The 19,012-nt window shown below is 71.4% G+C and carries 14 protein-coding genes, 4 tRNA genes and 1 other RNA gene; 5 read left to right on the top strand and 14 right to left on the bottom strand.

The window, feature by feature from the left end; translation table 11 throughout:
- Nucleotides 1-87 precede the first annotated feature (87 nt).
- From ACZ5NH_RS17465 to purS, 5 genes are all read right to left on the bottom strand, one after another.
- Nucleotides 88-546 (bottom strand): META domain-containing protein, encoded by a 459-nt coding sequence (locus ACZ5NH_RS17465; RefSeq protein WP_451551473.1) that lies wholly within the window; start codon nucleotides 544-546, stop codon nucleotides 88-90.
- 35 nt (nucleotides 547-581) lie between these two features.
- A complete protein-coding gene (locus tag ACZ5NH_RS17460; protein ID WP_468776087.1) occupies nucleotides 582-1,379 on the bottom strand; it encodes a maleylpyruvate isomerase family mycothiol-dependent enzyme in 798 nt (265 codons plus the stop codon).
- Between the two features lie 104 nt (nucleotides 1,380-1,483).
- The gene (purL, locus tag ACZ5NH_RS17455) at nucleotides 1,484-3,742 is read right to left on the bottom strand and encodes a phosphoribosylformylglycinamidine synthase subunit PurL (RefSeq protein WP_468776086.1); all 2,259 of its coding nucleotides are present in this window, start codon (nucleotides 3,740-3,742) and stop codon (nucleotides 1,484-1,486) included.
- Nucleotides 3,739-4,419, bottom strand: a complete 681-nt coding sequence (gene purQ, locus ACZ5NH_RS17450) for a phosphoribosylformylglycinamidine synthase subunit PurQ (protein WP_388622440.1) — start codon at nucleotides 4,417-4,419, stop codon at nucleotides 3,739-3,741. Before purQ ends, purL begins: the two co-directional genes overlap by 4 nt.
- Entirely contained in the window at nucleotides 4,416-4,688 is a 273-nt protein-coding gene (gene purS / locus ACZ5NH_RS17445; RefSeq protein WP_388622442.1) for a phosphoribosylformylglycinamidine synthase subunit PurS, read from the bottom strand. The genes purQ and purS overlap by 4 nt, the downstream gene beginning before the upstream one ends.
- A gap of 310 nt (nucleotides 4,689-4,998) precedes the next feature.
- On the opposite strand from purS, the gene ACZ5NH_RS17440 reads away from it, so the two are divergent.
- The 4 genes from ACZ5NH_RS17440 to ACZ5NH_RS17425 all read left to right on the top strand — a co-directional run bounded on the left by ACZ5NH_RS17440 (nucleotide 4,999) and on the right by ACZ5NH_RS17425 (nucleotide 6,394).
- On the top strand, nucleotides 4,999-5,316 hold the full coding sequence (locus ACZ5NH_RS17440) for a histone-like nucleoid-structuring protein Lsr2 (RefSeq protein WP_388622444.1): 318 nt from the start codon (nucleotides 4,999-5,001) through the stop codon (nucleotides 5,314-5,316).
- 204 nt (nucleotides 5,317-5,520) lie between these two features.
- A tRNA-Gly gene (locus tag ACZ5NH_RS17435) sits at nucleotides 5,521-5,592 on the top strand.
- An 82-nt stretch (nucleotides 5,593-5,674) separates the two neighbouring features.
- Nucleotides 5,675-5,750: transfer RNA gene (locus tag ACZ5NH_RS17430), tRNA-Gly, on the top strand.
- Nucleotides 5,751-6,321: 571 nt separating this feature from the next.
- Nucleotides 6,322-6,394, top strand: a tRNA-Gly gene (locus tag ACZ5NH_RS17425).
- Between the two features lie 45 nt (nucleotides 6,395-6,439).
- Here the strand turns inward: ACZ5NH_RS17425 and ACZ5NH_RS17420 are convergent.
- The 6 genes from ACZ5NH_RS17420 to ffs all read right to left on the bottom strand — a co-directional run bounded on the left by ACZ5NH_RS17420 (nucleotide 6,440) and on the right by ffs (nucleotide 15,211).
- Nucleotides 6,440-7,339, bottom strand: coding sequence for a phosphoribosylaminoimidazolesuccinocarboxamide synthase (locus ACZ5NH_RS17420; RefSeq protein ID WP_388622446.1), 900 nt, complete (start codon nucleotides 7,337-7,339; stop codon nucleotides 6,440-6,442).
- 92 nt (nucleotides 7,340-7,431) lie between these two features.
- Nucleotides 7,432-8,913, bottom strand: a complete 1,482-nt coding sequence (locus ACZ5NH_RS17415; RefSeq protein ID WP_468776085.1) for a N,N-dimethylformamidase beta subunit family domain-containing protein — start codon at nucleotides 8,911-8,913, stop codon at nucleotides 7,432-7,434.
- Nucleotides 8,914-9,163: 250 nt separating this feature from the next.
- On the bottom strand, nucleotides 9,164-11,074 hold the full coding sequence (locus tag ACZ5NH_RS17410) for a M48 family metalloprotease (protein WP_468776084.1): 1,911 nt from the start codon (nucleotides 11,072-11,074) through the stop codon (nucleotides 9,164-9,166).
- A 263-nt stretch (nucleotides 11,075-11,337) separates the two neighbouring features.
- Nucleotides 11,338-12,606 carry a phosphoribosylamine--glycine ligase gene (gene purD / locus ACZ5NH_RS17405; RefSeq protein ID WP_451551480.1) on the bottom strand — a complete coding sequence of 423 codons (1,269 nt, stop codon included), beginning with the start codon at nucleotides 12,604-12,606 and terminating at the stop codon, nucleotides 11,338-11,340.
- Between the two features lie 100 nt (nucleotides 12,607-12,706).
- On the bottom strand, nucleotides 12,707-15,037 hold the full coding sequence (locus tag ACZ5NH_RS17400) for a DNA polymerase III subunit gamma and tau (RefSeq protein ID WP_468776083.1): 2,331 nt from the start codon (nucleotides 15,035-15,037) through the stop codon (nucleotides 12,707-12,709).
- A 79-nt stretch (nucleotides 15,038-15,116) separates the two neighbouring features.
- An RNA gene (gene ffs / locus ACZ5NH_RS17395) (signal recognition particle sRNA small type) lies at nucleotides 15,117-15,211 on the bottom strand.
- A gap of 121 nt (nucleotides 15,212-15,332) precedes the next feature.
- Here ffs and ACZ5NH_RS17390 point away from each other — a divergent pair.
- Nucleotides 15,333-15,420 (top strand) — tRNA-Ser (locus ACZ5NH_RS17390).
- Between the two features lie 62 nt (nucleotides 15,421-15,482).
- Here the strand turns inward: ACZ5NH_RS17390 and ACZ5NH_RS17385 are convergent.
- The 3 genes from ACZ5NH_RS17385 to ACZ5NH_RS17375 all read right to left on the bottom strand — a co-directional run bounded on the left by ACZ5NH_RS17385 (nucleotide 15,483) and on the right by ACZ5NH_RS17375 (nucleotide 19,010).
- Nucleotides 15,483-16,763: a tyrosine-type recombinase/integrase gene (locus tag ACZ5NH_RS17385; protein ID WP_468776082.1), complete on the bottom strand. Its 1,281-nt coding sequence runs from the start codon at nucleotides 16,761-16,763 to the stop codon at nucleotides 15,483-15,485.
- Nucleotides 16,764-16,843: 80 nt separating this feature from the next.
- The gene (locus ACZ5NH_RS17380) at nucleotides 16,844-17,077 is read right to left on the bottom strand and encodes a helix-turn-helix domain-containing protein (RefSeq protein WP_223001287.1); all 234 of its coding nucleotides are present in this window, start codon (nucleotides 17,075-17,077) and stop codon (nucleotides 16,844-16,846) included.
- A 454-nt stretch (nucleotides 17,078-17,531) separates the two neighbouring features.
- Nucleotides 17,532-19,010 (bottom strand): ATP-binding protein, encoded by a 1,479-nt coding sequence (locus ACZ5NH_RS17375; RefSeq protein ID WP_468776213.1) that lies wholly within the window; start codon nucleotides 19,008-19,010, stop codon nucleotides 17,532-17,534.
- Nucleotides 19,011-19,012: the final 2 nt, after the last annotated feature.

Raw genomic sequence — 19,012 nt, 5'->3', positions numbered from 1 at the left:
TGTGCTCGCGGTTCTGAGCGTCGGAGGCGGCGCTGCGGGCGCCGGTCGCGGGCCGGTTCACCCGGGGAGTGAGTGAGGTGTCGCACATCATCCGGGCGCGTTGCGGCTGAGGTGGATGCGGTCGCCGTCGCCGTCCGTGAGCGTCAGTTTCGCGTGTTGCGTCTCGGCGACGAGCGTGCCCGTGGTGAGCGCGCGGGCGAGCGCGCGCTCGAAGTCCATCCGGTCCGGGGCGCAGGCCATCCGGGTCGTGCGCAGGTCGCCGAAGGTGAGGTGGTCGCCGTGCACGGTGACCCGCGCGCTGAACTGGTTGCAGCCGAGGTTGCCTGCCGCCTTGCCGTCCGCGTCGATGCGCAGGCGGGCCGAGGCGGGCGCGTGCCGGGTCGTACCGCCGACGGTCAGGCTGTCGACCCGCCAGTCGACGCCGGTCACGGGCTGCTGGACGGTCACCGCACCACTGTCCGCCCTCCCGTTGCCGCACGCCACCGTGAGGACGGCGAGCACGGCGGCCGCCGGCGCGAGGATCATGCGCTGCTTGTACCGGTTCATAACGATTCGACGGTAGACCGGCCGGACCGGTTCCGCTACGCCATCAGCGGCAGCAGCCCCCCGATGTCCGCCCGCTCCCCACTGGCGCTCACCTTGGCCTCCTCCAGGGCGTCCTGCCAGCTCAGACGGCCGGTGGCGAGCCGGATCCAGCTCAGCGGGTCGGTCTCCACGACGTTGGGCGGGGTGCCGCGGGTGTGCCGGGGCCCCTCGACGCACTGCACCACGGCGTACGGCGGCACCCGCACCTCCGTGGAGCCGCCGGGCGCCTTCGCGGCGAGGGCGTCGGCGAGCAGCCGGGTGGCGGCGGCCAGGGCCTGGCGGTCGTACGGGATCTGCAGGCCCGGGAGGGCGGCGTTGAGGTCGTCGGTGTGGACGACGAGTTCGACGGCGCGGGTGACCAGATAGTCGTCCAGGGGCATGGCACCGGCGCTCGTCTGCAGGATCCGGGTGCCGGGGTGCTCGGCGAGCAGGGCGCGCGTCGACCGGTCGACCTCCGTGAGGTAGGCGCCGAGGTCGGGGTGTTCGCCGGACAGGTTCCGGGTGAACTCGTCGATGGCGGCGGCGTTGGCCGAGGTGGCGAAGGGCCAGTCGAGCAGGACGGCGTCCGCCTTGGCCGGCTCGGGCAGGGCGAGCGAGCGGTGGACGGCGGTGAGCGCCATGCCGATGTGCACGGCCAGGTCGCGTACGGTCCACTCGCCGAGCCGGGTGGGCAGCGCGAGCTGCTCCCGGGTGAGGCCGCGCACGGCATCCCTGACGTTTCCGAACTGGGCCAGGACCGCGGCACGGGTCCTGGCGGGGTCATAGCTGCGGGCACGCTTCTTGGCCGGTGGCATGGCGGTGAGCCTATGCCTTCACGGCCTTCTCCCTCGCCGTGCGGCCGCATGCGGAAGACCCCGTCCGGCTCTCCGGACGGGGCCCTCACATGGCCGTACGGCGATTACGCCAGCAGCGCCGGAATGGTCTCCTCGTGAGCCTTCCGCAGCTCCTCCAGGGTGAGCGCGAACTCGCCCTGGACCTCGACCGCGTCTCCGTCCACGACACCGATCCGGGTGGCCGGCAGGCCCCGCGCACCGCACATGTCGTTGAAGCGGACCTCCTCCGAGCGCGGCACCGCGACGATCGCGCGGCCGGCCGACTCGGAGAACAGGAAGGTGAAGGCGTCCAGGCCGTCCGGTACGACCAGCCGCGCGCCCTTGCCGCCGAGCAGCGCGGACTCCACGACCGCCTGCACCAGGCCGCCGTCGGACAGGTCGTGCGCGGAGTCGATCATGCCGTCGCGGGAGGCGGAGATCAGGATCTCGGCCAGCAGGCGCTCGCGCTCCAGGTCGACCTTCGGGGGCAGGCCGCCGAGGTGGTCGTGGACCACCTGGGACCAGGCCGAGCCGCCGAACTCCTCGCGGGTGTCGCCGAGGAGGTAGAGCAGCTGGCCCTCCTCCTGGAAGGCGACCGGCGTGCGGCGCGCGACATCGTCGATCACGCCCAGGACCGCGACCACCGGGGTCGGGTGGATGGCCGCCTCGCCCGTCTGGTTGTAGAGCGAGACATTGCCGCCGGTCACCGGGGTGCCCAGCTGCTGACAGGCGTCCGCCAGACCACGCACGGCCTCGGCGAACTGCCACATCACCGCCGGGTCCTCGGGCGAGCCGAAGTTCAGGCAGTCGGAGACGGCGAGGGGCTTGGCACCGGTGGTGGCCACATTGCGGTAGGCCTCGGCCAGGGCCAGCTGCGCGCCCGTGTACGGGTCGAGCTTGGCGTAACGGCCGTTGCCGTCCGTGGCGATGGCGACGCCGAGGCCGGTCTCCTCGTCCACGCGGATCATGCCGGAGTCCTCCGGCTGCGCGAGGACGGTGTTGCCCTGCACGAGGTGGTCGTACTGCTGGGTGATCCACCTCTTGGAGGCCTGGTTGGGGGAGGCGACCAGCTTCAGGACCTGGTCCTTCAGCTCCTCGCTCGTCTCCGGCCGCGGCAGCTTGTTCGCGTCGTCGGCCTGCAGGGCGTCCTGCCAGTCCGGGCGGGCGTACGGACGCTCGTACGTCGGGCCCTCGTGGGCCACCGTGCGCGGGTCGACGTCCACGATCTTCTCGCCGTGCCAGAAGATCTCCAGCCGGTCGCCGTCGGTCACCTCACCGATGACGGTGGCGATGACGTCCCACTTCGCGCAGATCTCCAGGAAGCGGTCGACCTTCTCCGGCTCCACGACCGCGCACATGCGTTCCTGCGACTCGCTCATGAGGATCTCCTCGGGCGAGAGCGTGGAGTCGCGCAGCGGGACGTCGTCAAGGGTGACGCTCATGCCGCCGGAGCCGTTCGAGGCCAGCTCGGAGGTGGCGCAGGAGAGACCGGCGGCACCGAGGTCCTGGATGCCGACGACCAGCTTCTCCTTGAACGCCTCCAAGGTGCACTCGATGAGCAGCTTCTCCTGGAAGGGGTCGCCGACCTGCACGGCCGGACGCTTCGACGGCTTGGCGTCGTCGAAGGTCTCGGAGGCCAGGATCGACGCGCCGCCGATGCCGTCGCCGCCGGTCCGGGCGCCGTACAGGATGACCTTGTTGCCCGCGCCGGAGGCCTTGGCGAGGTGGATGTCCTCGTGCCGCATCACACCGATGGCACCGGCGTTGACCAGCGGGTTGCCCTGGTAGCAGGCGTCGAAGACGACCTCGCCGCCGATGTTGGGCAGGCCCAGGCAGTTGCCGTAGCCGCCGATACCCGCGACCACGCCCGGGAGCACCCGCTTGGTGTCCGGGTGGTCCGCCGCGCCGAAGCGCAGGGGGTCGACCACGGCGACCGGGCGGGCGCCCATCGCGATGATGTCGCGGACGATGCCGCCGACACCCGTGGCCGCGCCCTGGTAGGGCTCGACGTACGAGGGGTGGTTGTGCGACTCGACCTTGAAGGTCACTGCGTAACCCTGGCCGACGTCCACCACGCCCGCGTTCTCGCCGATGCCGACGAGCAGGGCGTCCGACTGGGGCGCCTTCTCGCCGAACTGGCGCAGGTGGACCTTGGAGGACTTGTACGAGCAGTGCTCGGACCACATGACCGAGTACATGGCGAGCTCGGCGCCGGTCGGGCGGCGGCCGAGGATCTCGACCACACGCTCGTACTCGTCCTTCTTCAGGCCGAGTTCGGCCCAGGGCAGCTCGACGTCGGGGGTCGCGGCCGCGTGCTCGACCGTGTCCAGAGGCGTCCGGCTCATGCGTTGACCAGCTTCTTGAGGATCGAGGTGAAGAACGGGAGCCCGTCGGTACGGCCCGTACCGACCAGCGGCTCGACGGCGTGCTCGGGGTGCGGCATGAGTCCTACGACGTTCCCGGCCTCGTTGGTGATGCCGGCGATGTCCCGCAGCGAGCCGTTCGGGTTGAAGTCGAGGTAACGGAAGACGACACGGCCCTCCGCCTCCAGCTTGTCCAGCGTGTACTCGTCGGCGACGTACCGGCCGTCCATGTTCTTCAGCGGGATGTGGATCTCCTGGCCGGCGCGGTAGTCGCTGGTCCAGGAGGTCTCCGCGTTCTCCACCCGCAGCTTCTGGTCGCGGCAGATGAAGTGGAGGTGGTCGTTGCCGAGCATGGCGCCCGGGAGGAGGTGGGCCTCGGTGAGGACCTGGAAGCCGTTGCAGATGCCGAGCACCGGAAGTCCGGCCTTCGCCTGCTCGATGACCGTCTCCATCACCGGCGAGAACCGGGAGATGGCACCGGCGCGCAGATAGTCGCCATAGGAGAAACCGCCGGGCAGGACCACGGCGTCGACCTGCTTGAGGTCCTTGTCCTTGTGCCACAGGGCGACCGGTTCGGCGCCCGCGAGACGGATCGCGCGCTGGGCATCCTGATCGTCGAGGCTGCCCGGGAAAGTGACGACGCCAATACGAGCGGTCACTTGGCCGCCTCCGCGACTTCCGCGGCCTCTTCCACCTTGACGGTGAAGTCCTCGATCACCGTGTTGGCGAGGAAGGATTCCGCGAGATCGTGGATGCGGGCGAGCGTGGCCTCGTCGACCGGCCCGTCAACTTCCAGTTCGAAACGCTTTCCCTGACGTACGTCCGAGATCCCTTCGAATCCCAGGCGCGGCAGCGCACGCTGGACCGCCTGGCCCTGGGGGTCGAGGATCTCCGGCTTGAGCATGACGTCGACTACGACGCGTGCCACTGGCACTCCCGGTGTGTGGTGCTGAGCAGGTCCCTTCAGACTACCCGCACAAAATTTCTACGCGGGTAGAGTTGTAGGAAACTACGTGAGGCGCATCACGATCGGGTGTCGAAGCCGTACTCCCGTGAAAAGTTCTGGGAAAGTTCCCCAGTCCGCCCCGTTCGCCTATTGTCTTCGGACACGCGGACGGATTTAGTCGGGCTTCACTTTGCATTGCCGAGCACTGTACAAATGAATTGGCAATAGCCGATACTCGGCACGTCGTCGCCGGTGAGCTGTATCGACGTGCCGCACGAAGGGACCGATATTCGTGGCGCAAAAGGTCGTGGTCACGCTCTTTGACGACATCGACGGCTCGGAAGCGGCGGAAACGATCGCCTTCGGACTCGACGGGAAGTCGTACGAGATCGACCTGAACGAAACCAACGCCAAGAAACTGCGCAAGGCGCTCGCGCCCTACGTCGAGGCCGGCCGCAAGCGGTCGCGGTCCGGCAAGGCGTTCAAGCAGACGGAGGTCGCCCCCGACCCGGCGGCCGTCCGCGCCTGGGCCCAGGCCAACAAGATGGACGTCCCCGCCCGCGGACGCATCCCCAAGAAGGTCTACGAGGCGTTCAGCGCCGCGCAGTGAGGCGTGCCGGGAGCCGTCGCGAGCGGCCGGCCGCATGAGCCCGCGAAGGGGCAGTCCTCAGGGTTCGTCAGCGGACCCTGAGGGCCGCGCACTTGGGCATACCGGGCACCAGGGGAAGCCGACTTGCGTCACCCCCCTGTTGATCAGCTAATGTCTGGAGCACGCCGAGGGGCGAGGCCGGAAAGCCGAAACCCCGAGGAGCGTGCGGGTGTAGTTCAGTAGCAGAACATCCCCCTTCCAGGGGGAAGGCGCAGTGTGCGATTCCTGTCACCCGCTCCGGCACCGGTTGTCACGACCACTCTTGTGGATCAGGTAGGCTGGTGCTCGCACCGATCGGTGGGAGCCGGTCGGGAGCAGTGCGGACGTAGCTCAGTTGGTAGAGCGCAACCTTGCCAAGGTTGAGGTCGCGAGTTCGAGCCTCGTCGTCCGCTCCAGGGAAAGCCCCGGTCACAGCGACCGGGGCTTTTTTCGTGTCCCCTGTGATCACGCCGGATCTTCGGATACCGGGCATCTTCTGATACTCGGCATCATCGGATACCGGGCGCCGGTGCTGTGAAGGACGCCACATCTGCGCGCGCCGAAGTGCCCTCCTGCCAGGTGCTGATCGTCACCGGGCCCGGGCTGCCTGGCCGCCTGGAACCGGCGCTCGCGGCCGGTGTGCGTGGGTTCGCCCTGACGGCCGTCAGCGCCCAGCGGCTCGCCTGGATCTCTGGACCGTGCATCGACCGTGCACGCCGGACACCCTTGTGCGGACCCGGGGTTGGCCGCCGACGCGATCTCCGTCAGGGCTGCCCTCCAGCGCCTCGGCTTCCCGTACGGTCGGCGCTCGCGGCCGACGGGGCGCCCGGTCGCGGAGATCGCCGAACGGGCCGCGCCGGCCTTGGTGACCGTGCGGGATCGCCGCTCCTCGGCCGTCCCGAAGCCCGGCACCGGAAACCGACGCGCGGCGGTGCGTCTCACACACGACCGAGGTTGGGTATAGTTGCTCTCGCGCCACGGCGCAACGCGGACGTAGCTCAGTTGGTAGAGCGCAACCTTGCCAAGGTTGAGGTCGCGAGTTCGAGCCTCGTCGTCCGCTCTGGAAGAAGACCCCGGTCCCATGGACCGGGGTCTTTTCGTGCTGCTAGCTCCAGCTGAGGCCGGTGAGGCGCTCGTACGCCTCCACGTACTTCTGCCGGGTCGCCTGCACGACTTCCTCGGGCAGCGGCGGCGGGGGCTGCTCGCTCTTGCGGTCCCAGCCGGAGGCGGCGGAGGTCAGCCAGTCCCGGACGAACTGCTTGTCGTACGACGGCTGGGCGCGGCCCGGCTGCCACCGGTCGGCCGGCCAGAAGCGGGAGGAGTCCGGGGTGAGGACCTCGTCCGCGAGGACCAGGGCGTCGCCGTCGAAGCCGAACTCGAACTTGGTGTCCGCCAGGATGATCCCCCGGTCGCGGGCGATGTCCCGAGCCCGCGAGTACACGGCGAGGGTCGCCTGGCGCAGCTGGGCGGCGGTGTCGGCGCCGACCTGGCGGGCGACCTCCTCGTAGGAGACGTTCTCGTCGTGCTCGCCGACCTCGGCCTTGGTGGCCGGAGTGAAGATCGGGGCGGGGAGCTCCGAGCCGTCCACGAGGCCTTCGGGGAGGGCCAGGCCGCAGACCGTACGGGACTCCTCGTACTCGACCAGGCCGGAGCCGGTGAGATAGCCGCGGGCCACGCACTCCACCGGGACCATCTTCAGCTGCTTGCAGACCAGCGTGCGGCCCGCCCAGTCGGCGGGGGCGCCCTCGGGCACCTCGGTGCTGATCACGTGGTTGGGGGCCAGGTCCCGCAACTGGTCGAACCACCACAGGGAGAGCTGGGTGAGGACACGGCCCTTGTCGGGGATCTCCGTGGGCAGCACCCAGTCGTACGCGGACATGCGGTCGCTGGCGACCATCACGAGGTCGCCCGCCTCGTTCTGGTACAGCTCGCGCACCTTTCCGGTGTGCAGGTGCACCAGGCCCGGAACCTGGATCGGCTCGGGCTTTTCTACGAATCCGGACACGGTTCCTCCCCGTGGTTCTGTCCAAGTGCCTCGATTCTCCCTTATCGGGGGGATCGGTTTCGGCCAGGGGGTCGTGCGCGGGCCGCCGGCGGTCAGTCGCGTTTGCAGATGCGGTCGAGGAGGTTCGCCGTGGCGCGCTGGACACGGGGGTCCACATGGCCGGGGCGGTCCAGGGCCGGGGACCAGGCGAAGGTGCCGGAGGCGAAGACCCAGGCGCCGGAGGGGGCGCGGTACAGGGAGGTCTCCTGGTGGCGCAGGACGCCGTCGTTGTCGGTGTACGGGGAGTGGGCGAGCAGGATGCGCTCCTCGTGCGCGGGCAGCGGGGTGCGCGGGAAGTACCGGTCGGCCTCGCCGGCGACCAGGCCGTCGATCTCGTCACCCTCGCGCGCGCCGGTCGCCTCCCACAGCCAGTGGTCGGCGTTGCGGACGACCAGCGGATGCGGCTCGGGCACCCGGCCCGCGTACTGGATGCCGACCAGCTGCTGCTCGGGCCGGTCGATCTCGCGCCAGAGGACCGGCTTGCCGGGTCCCTTGCGTTTACGGCAGGTCAGCAGGCGGTCCGGGACACCGGACGGGGAGGGGCCCAGCTCCACCTGCCAGTACATGGTGTTGGCGGAGAGGAAGACCAGTGAGGTGCCGTGGTCGCGGGCGTCCTCCACGGCCCGGCGCATCGGCACCGACCAGTACTCGTCGTGCCCGGGGAAGACCAGGCCCCGGTAACGGCCGGGGTCGACGCGGCCGGCGTGCAGATCGCGGGCGTCGGCGTAGGCGAGGTCGTAGCCGTAGCGCTCGGCCCAGCGGATGAAGTCGTAGGCGTGCCCGACGTGCAGGGGCAGGCCGGCGCCCGCGTACGGCCGGTCGAAGGAGACCGTGGTCGCGGCGTCGGCCTCGCCGAGCAGCCGGCCCCTGTCGTCCCAGGCGTGGTACAGACTGGCGCCGGTGCGGCCGTCCTCCGGATACAGGTTGTACGCCTGCCAGGTGATGTCCGGCAGCAGCAGGAGCAGGTCGGCGGGATGGTCGTCGCGGACCGTGAACGGCACGTGGGAGCGGTAGCCGTCGGTGGTGGTGAGGACGGCCACATAGGCGCCGATGGGCCAGTGGGAGGGCACCTGGAGGCGCCAGGACAGCCACCAGTGGTGACAGGAGACCGTGCGGTCGGCGGTCAGCGGCGGGGCCTGGACGATCCCGGACAGCCGCGGACTGGTGGTGATCTTCGCGGCGCCGTCGCCGCCGTAGTGGCCGATCCGGTAGATGTCGACGCTGAACTCCTGGGGCGGGTCGACCGTGACGTGGAAGTCGATCGCCGCGCCGGGCGTGACCGCGCCGGTCGCGGTGAACCCCTTGATCTGGCGGTGCACGTCGTCCGCCGAGCGGGGGCCGGGCACACGCGGGGCGGGACCGACCCCTTTCAGCGGCTGCGGGCTCGGTTCGACGTACCAGGGCACGACATGGCCCGTGTCGTCGAAGTAGGTCTCACTGCCGCGCAGCCAGGGCACCGGGCCCTGGCCGAAGGGGTCCGTGACGGCGTGCGCGAGCGCTCCCGACTCCCAGCGGCGGATGTGGTCCGAGGCCATGGTCGCTCCCCTCCCTCATGCCCCCGTGTCGTCCTGTCTCGGTGGTGCTCGCCGTGCTCGCCGTGCCCGGTGTGCCCGGTGTGCTCGGTGGTACGCGCAGTCCTCGGGCGTGCTGTCGTATGTCGCACGCCCTTGCCAGGTGCGTGGTCGCTCCCAGCACATCACATAACGCACGGGCTCGGTCACTAGTCGTTGCGAATTGACCTGAAGTGGAAGACAGAACTCCCGTTTTACGACGCTGCCGGGTCCCCTAGACGAGCCGTACGGGCTTCTCCGGCCGTATCCCGGACGCGGCCAGCCAGTCGCGCAGCGGGCCCGGGTCTCCCTCCTCGATGAGGCTGAGCACCTTGGGAACGAGGTCGGTGGCGCGCTCGCCGCCCAGCACGAGGGAGGGGCCGTCCAGCCAGTCCAGCGCGGGGACCGCGCCCGCGGTGTCGACGGCCGCGCAGCACACCATCGCCGTGACGTGGTCGGTGAGCAGGTCGCGGGCGGTGCGTGGGGGCTGCAGCGGGAAGAGCGGCAGGCCGCCCTCGTCCCACAGGGCGCTCTCCGGGGTCCGGCCGGTGGCGGTCGCGCCGGACCTCGGGGCGCCGGCCTCCTCGCGGGCCAGGGCGGCGCTCAGGCCCGCGGCGAGGGTGGCGCTGCGTTCCGTGCCGGGGTCTTCGGGCGGCGGTCCCACCTCGGCTTCGCGGGTCGCCTGAGGCGCCTCGGCGGCATGGGACACGTCCGCCTCGTCCTCACCCTCGGCGGGGTTCTGGTTCCCACTCGCACCACCCGTGCGGCTTTCGTCGTCGGGTGCGGGTGGCCCCTGTGGGGCGTCCTCGCCGTCGGCGGCTTGCGGGATGAGGTGTGGGGATTTCGGTATCGCCGCTTCCGAGGGGTGTTCCGTGAGGTGGTCCAGAACTCGGGCCAGGGTGGGGCCGCCGGGGTCGGGGGTCGTGGGGTCGAGGGAGGGGCGGACGCCCAGGGAGTCCAGCACGCGGTGCAGGCGGGCCGCGTCGGCGCGCCAGGTGCGGTCGACGACCTCCTCCGGATACGCCTGCCAGTCCACCGGCGCCCAGTCCGGACCGGGCTCCGCGGGGCCGCCGTGGAAGAGACGGGCGGCGAGGAGGGACGCGGCCTCGTCCACGGCACCCGGCTCCTCCAGGAGGTCGCACGCGGGCCGCTCGCCGAGCCGGGAGGTGAAGCCCTCCGCCAGGCGGTCGCGCCGGGACAGCTCGGTGAGCGCCGCCACCACGCCCGCGTCCAGCCGCGAGGGCCAGCGGCCCATGCGCCAGGCGGGCACCGCGACCCTGGTCAACAGCCGGTCCCAGCCGGCGTAGGCGAGACCGACCTGCTCCTGGGCGACGATCCGCAGGCCGTAGTCGACGGCCTGGGCCCGCTCGGCCGCCGCCGCGGCGACCCCGCGCTCCATCTGCGTCGCGTGCTCCCGGCAGCCGCGCAACAGCAGCCGGGCCACCCAGCCGAGGGCCGCGCACACACCGCGTGTCGCCGGGCAGCGGCCCGGTGTCGAGGCGACCGCGACGGCCGCGTCCAGGCCGCGCACGAAGCGCCGGGCTGCGGCTATGTCCGGGTGCGCCGAAGGGCCCGTACCGGCGATGACAGGGGCGAGGACCGCGCGCAGCTCGCCGACGCGCATCCACCACAGGAACGGGGAGCCGATGACGAGCACCGGGGCGACCGGCGCGCGGCGGCGGCCCGGACCCGCCAGCTCGTCCTCGTCGGGCGTGGAGCGCTGCGGCGGGCCGTGGGCCGAGTGCGTGCGGTCCTCCAGCCAGCTGTCGCAGTCCGGGGTGAGCGCTATGGCCGAAGGGGGCGGCACGTCCAGCCGGTCGGCGAGGTCGCGCACCATCCGGTACAGATCCGGGGCGGACTCCTCCGGGACCGGCACCGTGGGGCTGACGGCGGGGCGGGCCCGGGCCACGACCAGGGCGATACCGGTGGCGGCCAGCAGCACCAGCACGGCGAGCAGGCCCACGACCCAGCGGGTCACGTCCCAGCCCCGGCCGACGAAGTGGCCGGTGGAGCCGCCGGTCAGCAGGATCACCGCGGCGGCCGCGGGCAGCACGGCCACGGCCAGCGCCCGGCCCCGGACCCGCAGTACGGCGAGAGCCCGGGAGCGCGCGGCCTGCGCGCCCATTTCCGCACCGATTCCGGTCACGTCCCGCCCTCACCCCCTCGCCGCCGATGCCGTGCTTGCCTGGTGGTGCTCACTCCCCCACTGTGGCACCCGCCACTGACATCGCAATGCCGGTGGGCCAAGTGCCGGAACGCATGCGCGGCACCCTAGTTGGGGCCCCGGCCCCCGTCAGCCGTATGGACGATTGCTCACTCGATGGAATGGCTTTGGTCAGAGGTGAGTGACAGACAGCAAAGATCAGGCCCCGGATTGTGGGTCCGGGGCCTTCATCAGGAGGGGGCAGGTCAGGCGGTTGCCGCCGGTGCGGCCTGGGCCGCCTTCGCGGCGATGTCCGTGCGGTGCTGGGAGCCGTCCAGCCGGATCCGGCCCACCGCCCGGTACGCCCGCTCGCGCGCCTCGGTCAGGTCCTTGCCGGTGGCGGTGACGGACAGCACCCGGCCGCCCGCGCTGACGACGGCGTCGCCGTCCCGCCTGGTCCCGGCGTGCAGCACGTACGCGTGCGGGGCGTCCTCGGCGGCCACCTCGTCCAGACCGGTGATCGGGTCGCCGGTGCGGGGGGTGGCGGGGTAGTTGTGCGAGGCGACGACGACCGTGACGGCCGCGTCCTCGCTCCAGCGCAGCGGCGGCAGATCGGCGAGGTTGCCGGTGGCGGCGGCCATCAGGAGGCCGGCCGGCGGGGTCTTCAGCCGGGCGAGCACCACCTGGGTCTCGGGGTCGCCGAAGCGGGCGTTGAACTCGATCACCCGGACACCTCGGCTGGTGATCGCCAGGCCCGCGTACAGCAGCCCGGAGAAGGGGGTGCCGCGGCGGCGCAGCTCGTCCACGGTGGGCTGCAGAACCGTCTCCAGCACCTCGTCGACCAGCTTCGGCTCGGCCCACGGCAGCGGCGAGTACGCGCCCATGCCGCCGGTGTTCGGGCCCTCGTCGCCGTCCAGGGCACGCTTGAAGTCCTGGGCGGGCTGGAGCGGTACGACCGACTCCCCGTCGGTGATCGCGAAGAGGGACACCTCGGGGCCGTCGAGGAACTCCTCGATGACCACGCGCTCACAGGCGGCGGCGTGGGCCTTGGCGGCCGCCAGGTCGTCGGTGACGACCACGCCCTTGCCGGCGGCGAGGCCGTCGTCCTTGACGACGTAGGGGGCGCCGAAGGCGTCGAGCGCTTCGGCGACCTCGTCGGCCGTCGTGCACACGTAGGAGCGGGCGGTCGGCACGCCGGCCGCCGCCATGACGTCCTTGGCGAAGGCCTTGGAGCCCTCCAGCTGCGCGGCCTCCTTGGACGGGCCGAACACCGGGATGCCCGCCGCGCGGACGGCGTCGGCCACGCCGGCGACCAGCGGGGCCTCCGGGCCGACGACGACCAGGTCGGCACCGAGGCCGGCGGCCAGCTCGGCGACCGCCTTGCCGTCGAGCGCGTCGACCGGGTGCAGCTCGGCGACCTCGGCGATGCCGGCGTTGCCTGGGGCGCAGTGCAGCGCGGTGACGTCGGGGTCGAGGGACAGGGAGCGGCACAGGGCGTGTTCGCGGGCGCCGTTACCGATGACGAGGACCTTCACGGGGTCAGCCTAATGGCAAGGTTGCCGAAGGTCGGGGGGCGGGTTTGTTGGGGTTTCCTCCAAAGAGGGGCCACTCGCGCGTCGTCGCCGTCCCGGTCGGCTACTCGTTCGAGAACTCCTCCACCACCGTCGCGCCCAGTTCCCGCACGATCAGTTCGTGGCCGGAGAGGGCCGACTCGTCCAGGTCCGGGTCGTCGTCCTCGGGGATGTCGTCCTCGGGGGCGACCGGGGGCGGCTCGGGCGCGGCGTCGGGCCGGGGGGCAGGCGTGGGTGCCGCCGTGGCGGAGCTGGGGCCGGCCTGGGGCGCGGCGGGAGCCTGCGGGGTCGGCTGGGGAACCGTGGGGCGGGGTGCGGCCGGGGTGCCGTAGCCACCGCCGCCCCCGGCGGGAGCGCCGTAGCCGCCTGGGCCGCCGAAGCCCGAGCCCCCGGCGGGCGCCGGTGCGGAACCGCCGCCGGACGGGTCGACGACCGCCTCGATCTTCCACTGCACGTTGAACTGCTCGGCCAGTGCCGCCCGCAGCACGTCCTCGCTGCCGCTGCCGGCGAAGTTGTCCCGGGCACCGGCGTTGACGAAGCCGAGCTGGAGGGTGGTGCCGTCGAAGCCGGTCACCTGCGCGTTCTGGCTGAGCAGGATCCAGGTGAAGCGGCGGCGGTTCTTGACGGCCTCCAGGATGTTCGGCCAGAGCATGCGGGGGTCGAGGCCACCGCTCGGGGCGGCCGGGGGCGCCGCCGGGGCAGCGGGGGCCGCCGGAGCTGCCGGAGCTGCCGGGGGCTGCTGCTGGGCTGGGGCACGGCCGGGGGCCTGGCCCTGGGGTGCGCCGCCCGCCGGTGCCGCTGCCGTGGGCCAGCCACCGGGGCGTCGGCCGCTTCCGGCGGATGCGGCGGTGGGCCAGGCACCGGGAGCGGCGGGAGCCGGGGTGGGAGCACCGGCCGGGGCCTGGGCAGCGGGGGGTGCGGAAGGCGATGCCGGGGCCTCGACGGAGGGGGCAGCCGCTGCGGGGGATGGCGTGGGGGCCGCGGGGGCGGGGGCGGGGGCCGCCGGAGCCGGGCCGCCGGCACCAGGGCCGCCGGGACCAGCAGCACCAGACCCACCAACACCCGGCGCACCAACACCGGTATCACCCGCCCCCGGCCCACCAGCCGCTCGTACCGCCGCGCGGGCCGCCGCCGGGCCGCTTCCGGGCGGTACCGAGGGCAGGGGGGCGCCGGTGCCGTGGGCCTCGGGGCCGGGGACGTAACCCATGGCGGGCATGCCGCCGCCGCCCGAGAAGTGGACGCCGCGTTCGAGACGGTCGAGGCGGGCCATCAGCGACCGGTCGTCGCCATAGGCGGCGGGCAGCAGCACGCGCGCGCAGATCAGTTCCAGCTGGAGGCGGGGCGAGGTGGCGCCGCGCATCTCCGTCAGGCCCGCGTTGACGAGGTCGGCGGCGCGGCTCAGCTCGGCGGCGCCGAAGGTGGAGGCCTGGGCCTGCATGCGCTCCAGGACGTCGGCCGGGGCGTCGAGGAGCCCCTTCTCCACGGCGTCCGGCACGGCGGCGAGGATCACCAGGTCCCGGAGCCGCTCCAGCAGGTCGGCGACGAAACGGCGCGGGTCGTTGCCGCCCTCGATGACACGGTCGACGACCTCGAAGGCGGCGGCCCCGTCACCGGTGGCGAAAGCCTCGACGACGGAGTCGAGAAGCGAGCCGTCGGTGTAGCCGAGGAGGGAGGTGGCCATGGCATACGTCACACCTTCCTCGCCGGCGCCGGCGAGGAGCTGGTCCATGACGGACATGGAGTCACGCACGGAACCCGCGCCGGCCCGCACGACGAGGGGCAGCACGCCGTCCTCGACCGGGATGTCCTCCTTCTGGCACACCTCGGCGAGGTAGTCCCGCAGGGTTCCGGGCGGCACCAGCCGGAAGGGGTAGTGATGGGTCCGTGACCGGATGGTGCCGATGACCTTCTCGGGCTCGGTGGTCGCGAAGATGAACTTGAGGTGCTCCGGCGGCTCCTCGACGACCTTCAGCAGCGCGTTGAAACCGGCCGACGTGACCATGTGGGCCTCGTCGATGATGTAGATCTTGTACCGGCTGCTCGCGGGGCCGAAGAACGCCTTCTCGCGCAGTTCACGGGCGTCGTCCACGCCACCGTGAGAGGCCGCGTCGATCTCGATGACGTCGATCGAGCCCGGGCCGTTGCGCGCCAGGTCCCGGCACGACTGGCACTCGCCGCACGGGGTCGGAGTGGGACCTTGCTCACAGTTCAGGCAGCGGGCGAGGATGCGTGCGCTCGTCGTCTTGCCGCAGCCGCGCGGACCGCTGAACAGGTACGCGTGATTGACCCGGTTGTTCCGCAGCGCCTGCTGCAGCGGGTCGGTGACATGCTCCTGCCCGATGACCTCGGCAAAGGTCTCCGGACGATAGCGGCGGTACAGCGCGAGAGACGACACGCATACGAGGTTATAGGCGCCCACTGACAACCGGTCCCGGCCGCGGACGCCCCGACGATGTCCGGACCGACCCGGGAACGCAAGGGCCCCCCACGCACCCGCCAGAGCCGACCTACCCTTGCTGCCTTCCGGCCCTGGGGGAGTTCAGTCAGATAGCGCCGCGTGAGGGGCTGCGCCCCACATTACCCGATCGCGGCCCACGGTCCGTACCCGATCACGACCCACGGCCGCACCCGATACGGGCCTGCGGGAACGAGTTCGCGAGCACTCCCCTCGGTCATGTAATGTTTCCGGCGGAGGATTCGCCTAGAGGCCTAGGGCGCACGCTTGGAAAGCGTGTTGGGGGCAACCCCTCACGAGTTCGAATCTCGTATCCTCCGCCAGTGCCTCACCGGGCACGATGTCGAAGGGCCCCCTGGAAACAGGGGGTCCTTCGACGTTGTCCCTACTTCTCGTTGTCCTGGTCTTTGTCCACAGCGAGGTTTTCTGAGGCTCCCCAGATGGCGCGCTCGATCTTCCGGGCCGCCTCCTTGAGCATGGGATCGGTCACGTGCAGGTACCGCGCCCGCATCCGAGCGGCGCCGCCCGGCTCCCAACCCATGATTTGGTCGATGACTCGGTCCGGGACCCCGAGCAGCATGAGCACGGTGCCCGCGGTGTGCCGCGCGTCGTGCAGTCGCCCGTCGCGGACGCCGGCGTCTTCCAGCAGCCGTTTCCAGTCGTGGTAGTCCGTGTTCGGACTGAGCGGGCCGCCTAACGGCTTGGTGAACACGTACTCGGACTCGGTCCACAGGTTCCCGGCCGCCGCGCGTTCCCGGGCCTGCGCCTCCCTGTGGGAGCGGAGCATCACGACCAGCGGGCCGGGGAGAGGCACGGCGCGACGCCCGGCGCGTGACTTCGTGTTCTTCGTCTCGCGCCGCACCTGCACCCGGGCCGGGCAGTAGCCGGCCTTCCGGCCGCACGGCGCCGCCTCACCGCACCCGTGCTCGTACTTCGGCCGCAGCCGGTTCCGGCGAAGCTTCAGGTACTCGTTGGCAAGGTCCACGTCGGACCATCGCAGTCCGAGCGTCTCGCCCTGCCGCAGTCCGAGCGCCAGTGCCAGCATCCAGCGAGCACTGTTGCGACGCTTGTTCACTTCGAGTAGGAGGCTCTGCACCTCATCGACCGAGTAGGGCTCTACCTCCGTCTCGTCCTCTTCCATCCTGGGAGGCTTCGCCAGCGCGGCGGCGTTCTTCGCCGCGTGACCGCGCCGCACCGCTTCCCCCAGAGCCGTGCGGGCCGTCCTGTGAGCCTGGTGGGCGGTACCCGGCTTGCTGCCGGCGCTCTGCATCCGGCGGTAAAGGCTCTCCAGGTGTTCAGGCTCCAAGCGGTCGATGCGATGCTTACCGATGCCCGGCACCAGGTGCACCCGGACGGCGACCTCGTAACCGGCGTAGGTGTTCTCGCTCACGACGGGCTTGGCGATGTTCTCGACCCAGTGCTCAAGCCACTTCGCCACCGTCCACGGCTTTCCGGGCTGGCGCGCCGACCCTTCGTCGCGCTGCTTCTCCAGGCGCCGGACCTCGTCCACCAGCTCCTTTCGCGTGGGGCGCGTCAGGTGGCGGCGGTACGGCTCCCCGTTGTCCTTGTAGCCCATCGGGACACGGGCGTGCCAGCGGCCGTCCTTGCCCAGGTAAAGGGCCGATTCGCCGTTGGCCCGGCGAGTGCGCTTCTTCTCCTCTGCCACTGGCAGTTCCTCCGGTCGGTGCGAGGCAGACAGACCCGGAGCGCCGCCCGGCTGTCGGGCGGCGCTCCGGAACGGTGTGATCAGGCGGCGCGCTGCTCGGCGCGGCGGCGGGCGAGGTAGGCGGCGGGGGCGTCGGCGGGGACGCGTCGGAGTCCGCCGATGGTCAGGGACTCCAGTTCTCCGGTGCGGATGAGGGCGTAGCAGGTGGTGCGGCCGATGCGGAGGCAGCGGGCGGCCTCTTCGACGGTCAGGAGGACGGGGGCCGGACCGTTGGCCTTGGCGAGTCGGGTGGTGTCCAGGTCGGTGACGCTCATGTGGGCACTCCTGTGGGCAGTCCTTGGGGGCCGGTGCTGGGTGCACGTGTGTCCGAGGTACGGATTTCTGCGTCACCTGCGTCATCTGCGTCATTCGGGCCCCTGACCTGCGGTTTCGGGGTGACGCAGGACTGTGAGCGCGCGTCACCCGGTGACGCAGACCTCCGTCATCGGGTGACGCAGGTGACGCGGGGTGACGCAGGGATCGGCCGTCTGCGTCACCCGTCTTTAGGCTGTTCACCGGCCGCTTTCGGGGTGTGGGTGACGCAGGTGACGCAGCGTCTTCCTACTTCGGACAGAGAGGGGTGGTGTCTGTTGTGGTGCGCGGCTCAAAGAGTGAAGAACGGGCCGCTTCGCGGCGCGACCCTCGCAGGGCGGCGCCGCCGCCGAACAGCAAGAGGAGCACGCGGCGTCGGGTGCTCCTCTTGCTTGTCCGGGGTGATCGACCACCCGGTCAGAACGCCGGTTCCTGCTCGTGCGCGGTCGAGTCGGAGGCCGATCGCGCGATCTCGATGTAGCGGGACGACTTGGTGCGGCCCCAGTCGATGAGGACGCCCCGGGCTGCGAGTGTGGGCTGAAGGCGCTTGAGGCGGTCTGAGAGCACCTTGCCGGTCGTCGGCCACCCCTTAGGCAGAGGGCGGCACTCCTCGCCCGTGTAGAGGCCCGTGAAGGCGTGCAGCCATTCGGCGGACGTCATCCGCTGCTCGGTCCCCGGCTTCAGGCCGGCGGCGTGCTTGATCGCGGTCTGCGCCAACAAGTCGCCCTCGATCACATCGTCGTTGAGGTCGTCCAGGCTGGCGCGGTACGCGGCGAGCGCCCCGAGACCAGTCGCGGTGTCGAGCTGCGCGCACAAGTGCGCGAAGTCGGCCATCCGCAGGTCGGTCGGAGTGTCCGCCTCAGCAGCCCGGACCTGCACGGTGAGGTCCAGGAGCGAACCGAGGATGACCGGCAGCGCCTCTGCGAAGTCGGACCACAGTTCCGTCTCGGTGCGCCTCACGCGGGGGCGTTCCAGCCTCAGCGGCAGGAGTCGTTCGGCGAGGTCGCCCCGGAGGACACCGACGTCGATGCCGGTCAGCAGCAGCGGCCGGCGGTAGCCGACCCGGAAGACGTCCCCATCGGTGAACAGCGCGCGCTTGACGTTCTCCGCGCCGGTCACGATGCAGCACATCGCATCGGACAGTTCCGGGGTCAGGTGGGAGAGGTTGTCCAGGGCGGTGACCCATCCGGCCGCCACCGCCGTGATCAGGTTCTCCTCGTCCTTCGGGGCCCGGCGCAGGTCTCCGGTCATGCCCTCGATGATCCGCACGAGCATCCGCCCACCGGTGGACTTGCCCGCGCCCTGCGGCCCGGTGAGGAACGGGGCCGGGACGGGCACAGACGGACCGAGACAGCCGATGAGCCAGGCGATGGCCAGGCACTCGGTCTCGGCGGTGGCGAAGTTGCACAGCCGCATCAGAAGGTCGATGCCCTTGCCGTCGGTGTCCTTGACCGGCAGGGGCAGTTCCCCGGTGAGCTGGGTACGGCGCCAGCAGACTTCCTGCGGGTCCGGGATAGCGATGTCCCAGCCGGTGGGGTGGATGCGGACGGACTGCCCATCGCTGCGGCCCAGGTCCAGCCACGTCGCCCCGTCGAATCCCGGGGCGACGCGGATGTGCACGGGCTGCACGTCCCCGGTCATCGCCAACGCTTCGATCAGGTCTAGCGCCTCCTTCATGGCGGTGCCGTTGAACACGCCCAGACCGTCGCGGAACAGTCCGACCATGAGTTCCTGCCGGTGGCTGCCCGTGGTGCCCTGGGAACGGATCGGGCGGGCCACGGGGTGGCCGTTGCGCTGCGCGTACACGGTGCCGTCTGCGGTGCGGAAGTAGCGGAAGTGGGATTGCGCGTAGTCGGTGATGACCTCGCGGGCCGGGTTCTTGTCGTCGTCGGACATGC

The sequence above is a fragment of the Streptomyces sp. NPDC031426 genome, from assembly GCF_055581585.1.
The sequence above is the reverse complement of the archived record's forward strand: the minus strand, read 5'-3'. Positions and strand labels throughout refer to the sequence as shown.

Excerpts from the sequence above, each read along its gene's own strand:
- ACZ5NH_RS17460 (WP_468776087.1), bottom strand. The coding sequence starts at position 1,379 with ATGCCACCGGCCAAGAAGCGTGCCCGCAGCTATGACCCCGCCAGGACC.
- ACZ5NH_RS17380 (WP_223001287.1), bottom strand. The coding sequence starts at position 17,077 with ATGAGCGTCACCGACCTGGACACCACCCGACTCGCCAAGGCCAACGGT.
- purL (WP_468776086.1), bottom strand. The coding sequence starts at position 3,742 with ATGAGCCGGACGCCTCTGGACACGGTCGAGCACGCGGCCGCGACCCCC.
- ACZ5NH_RS17415 (WP_468776085.1), bottom strand. The coding sequence starts at position 8,913 with ATGGCCTCGGACCACATCCGCCGCTGGGAGTCGGGAGCGCTCGCGCAC.
- ACZ5NH_RS17375 (WP_468776213.1), bottom strand. The coding sequence starts at position 19,010 with ATGTCCGACGACGACAAGAACCCGGCCCGCGAGGTCATCACCGACTAC.
- ACZ5NH_RS17465 (WP_451551473.1), bottom strand. The coding sequence starts at position 546 with ATGAACCGGTACAAGCAGCGCATGATCCTCGCGCCGGCGGCCGCCGTG.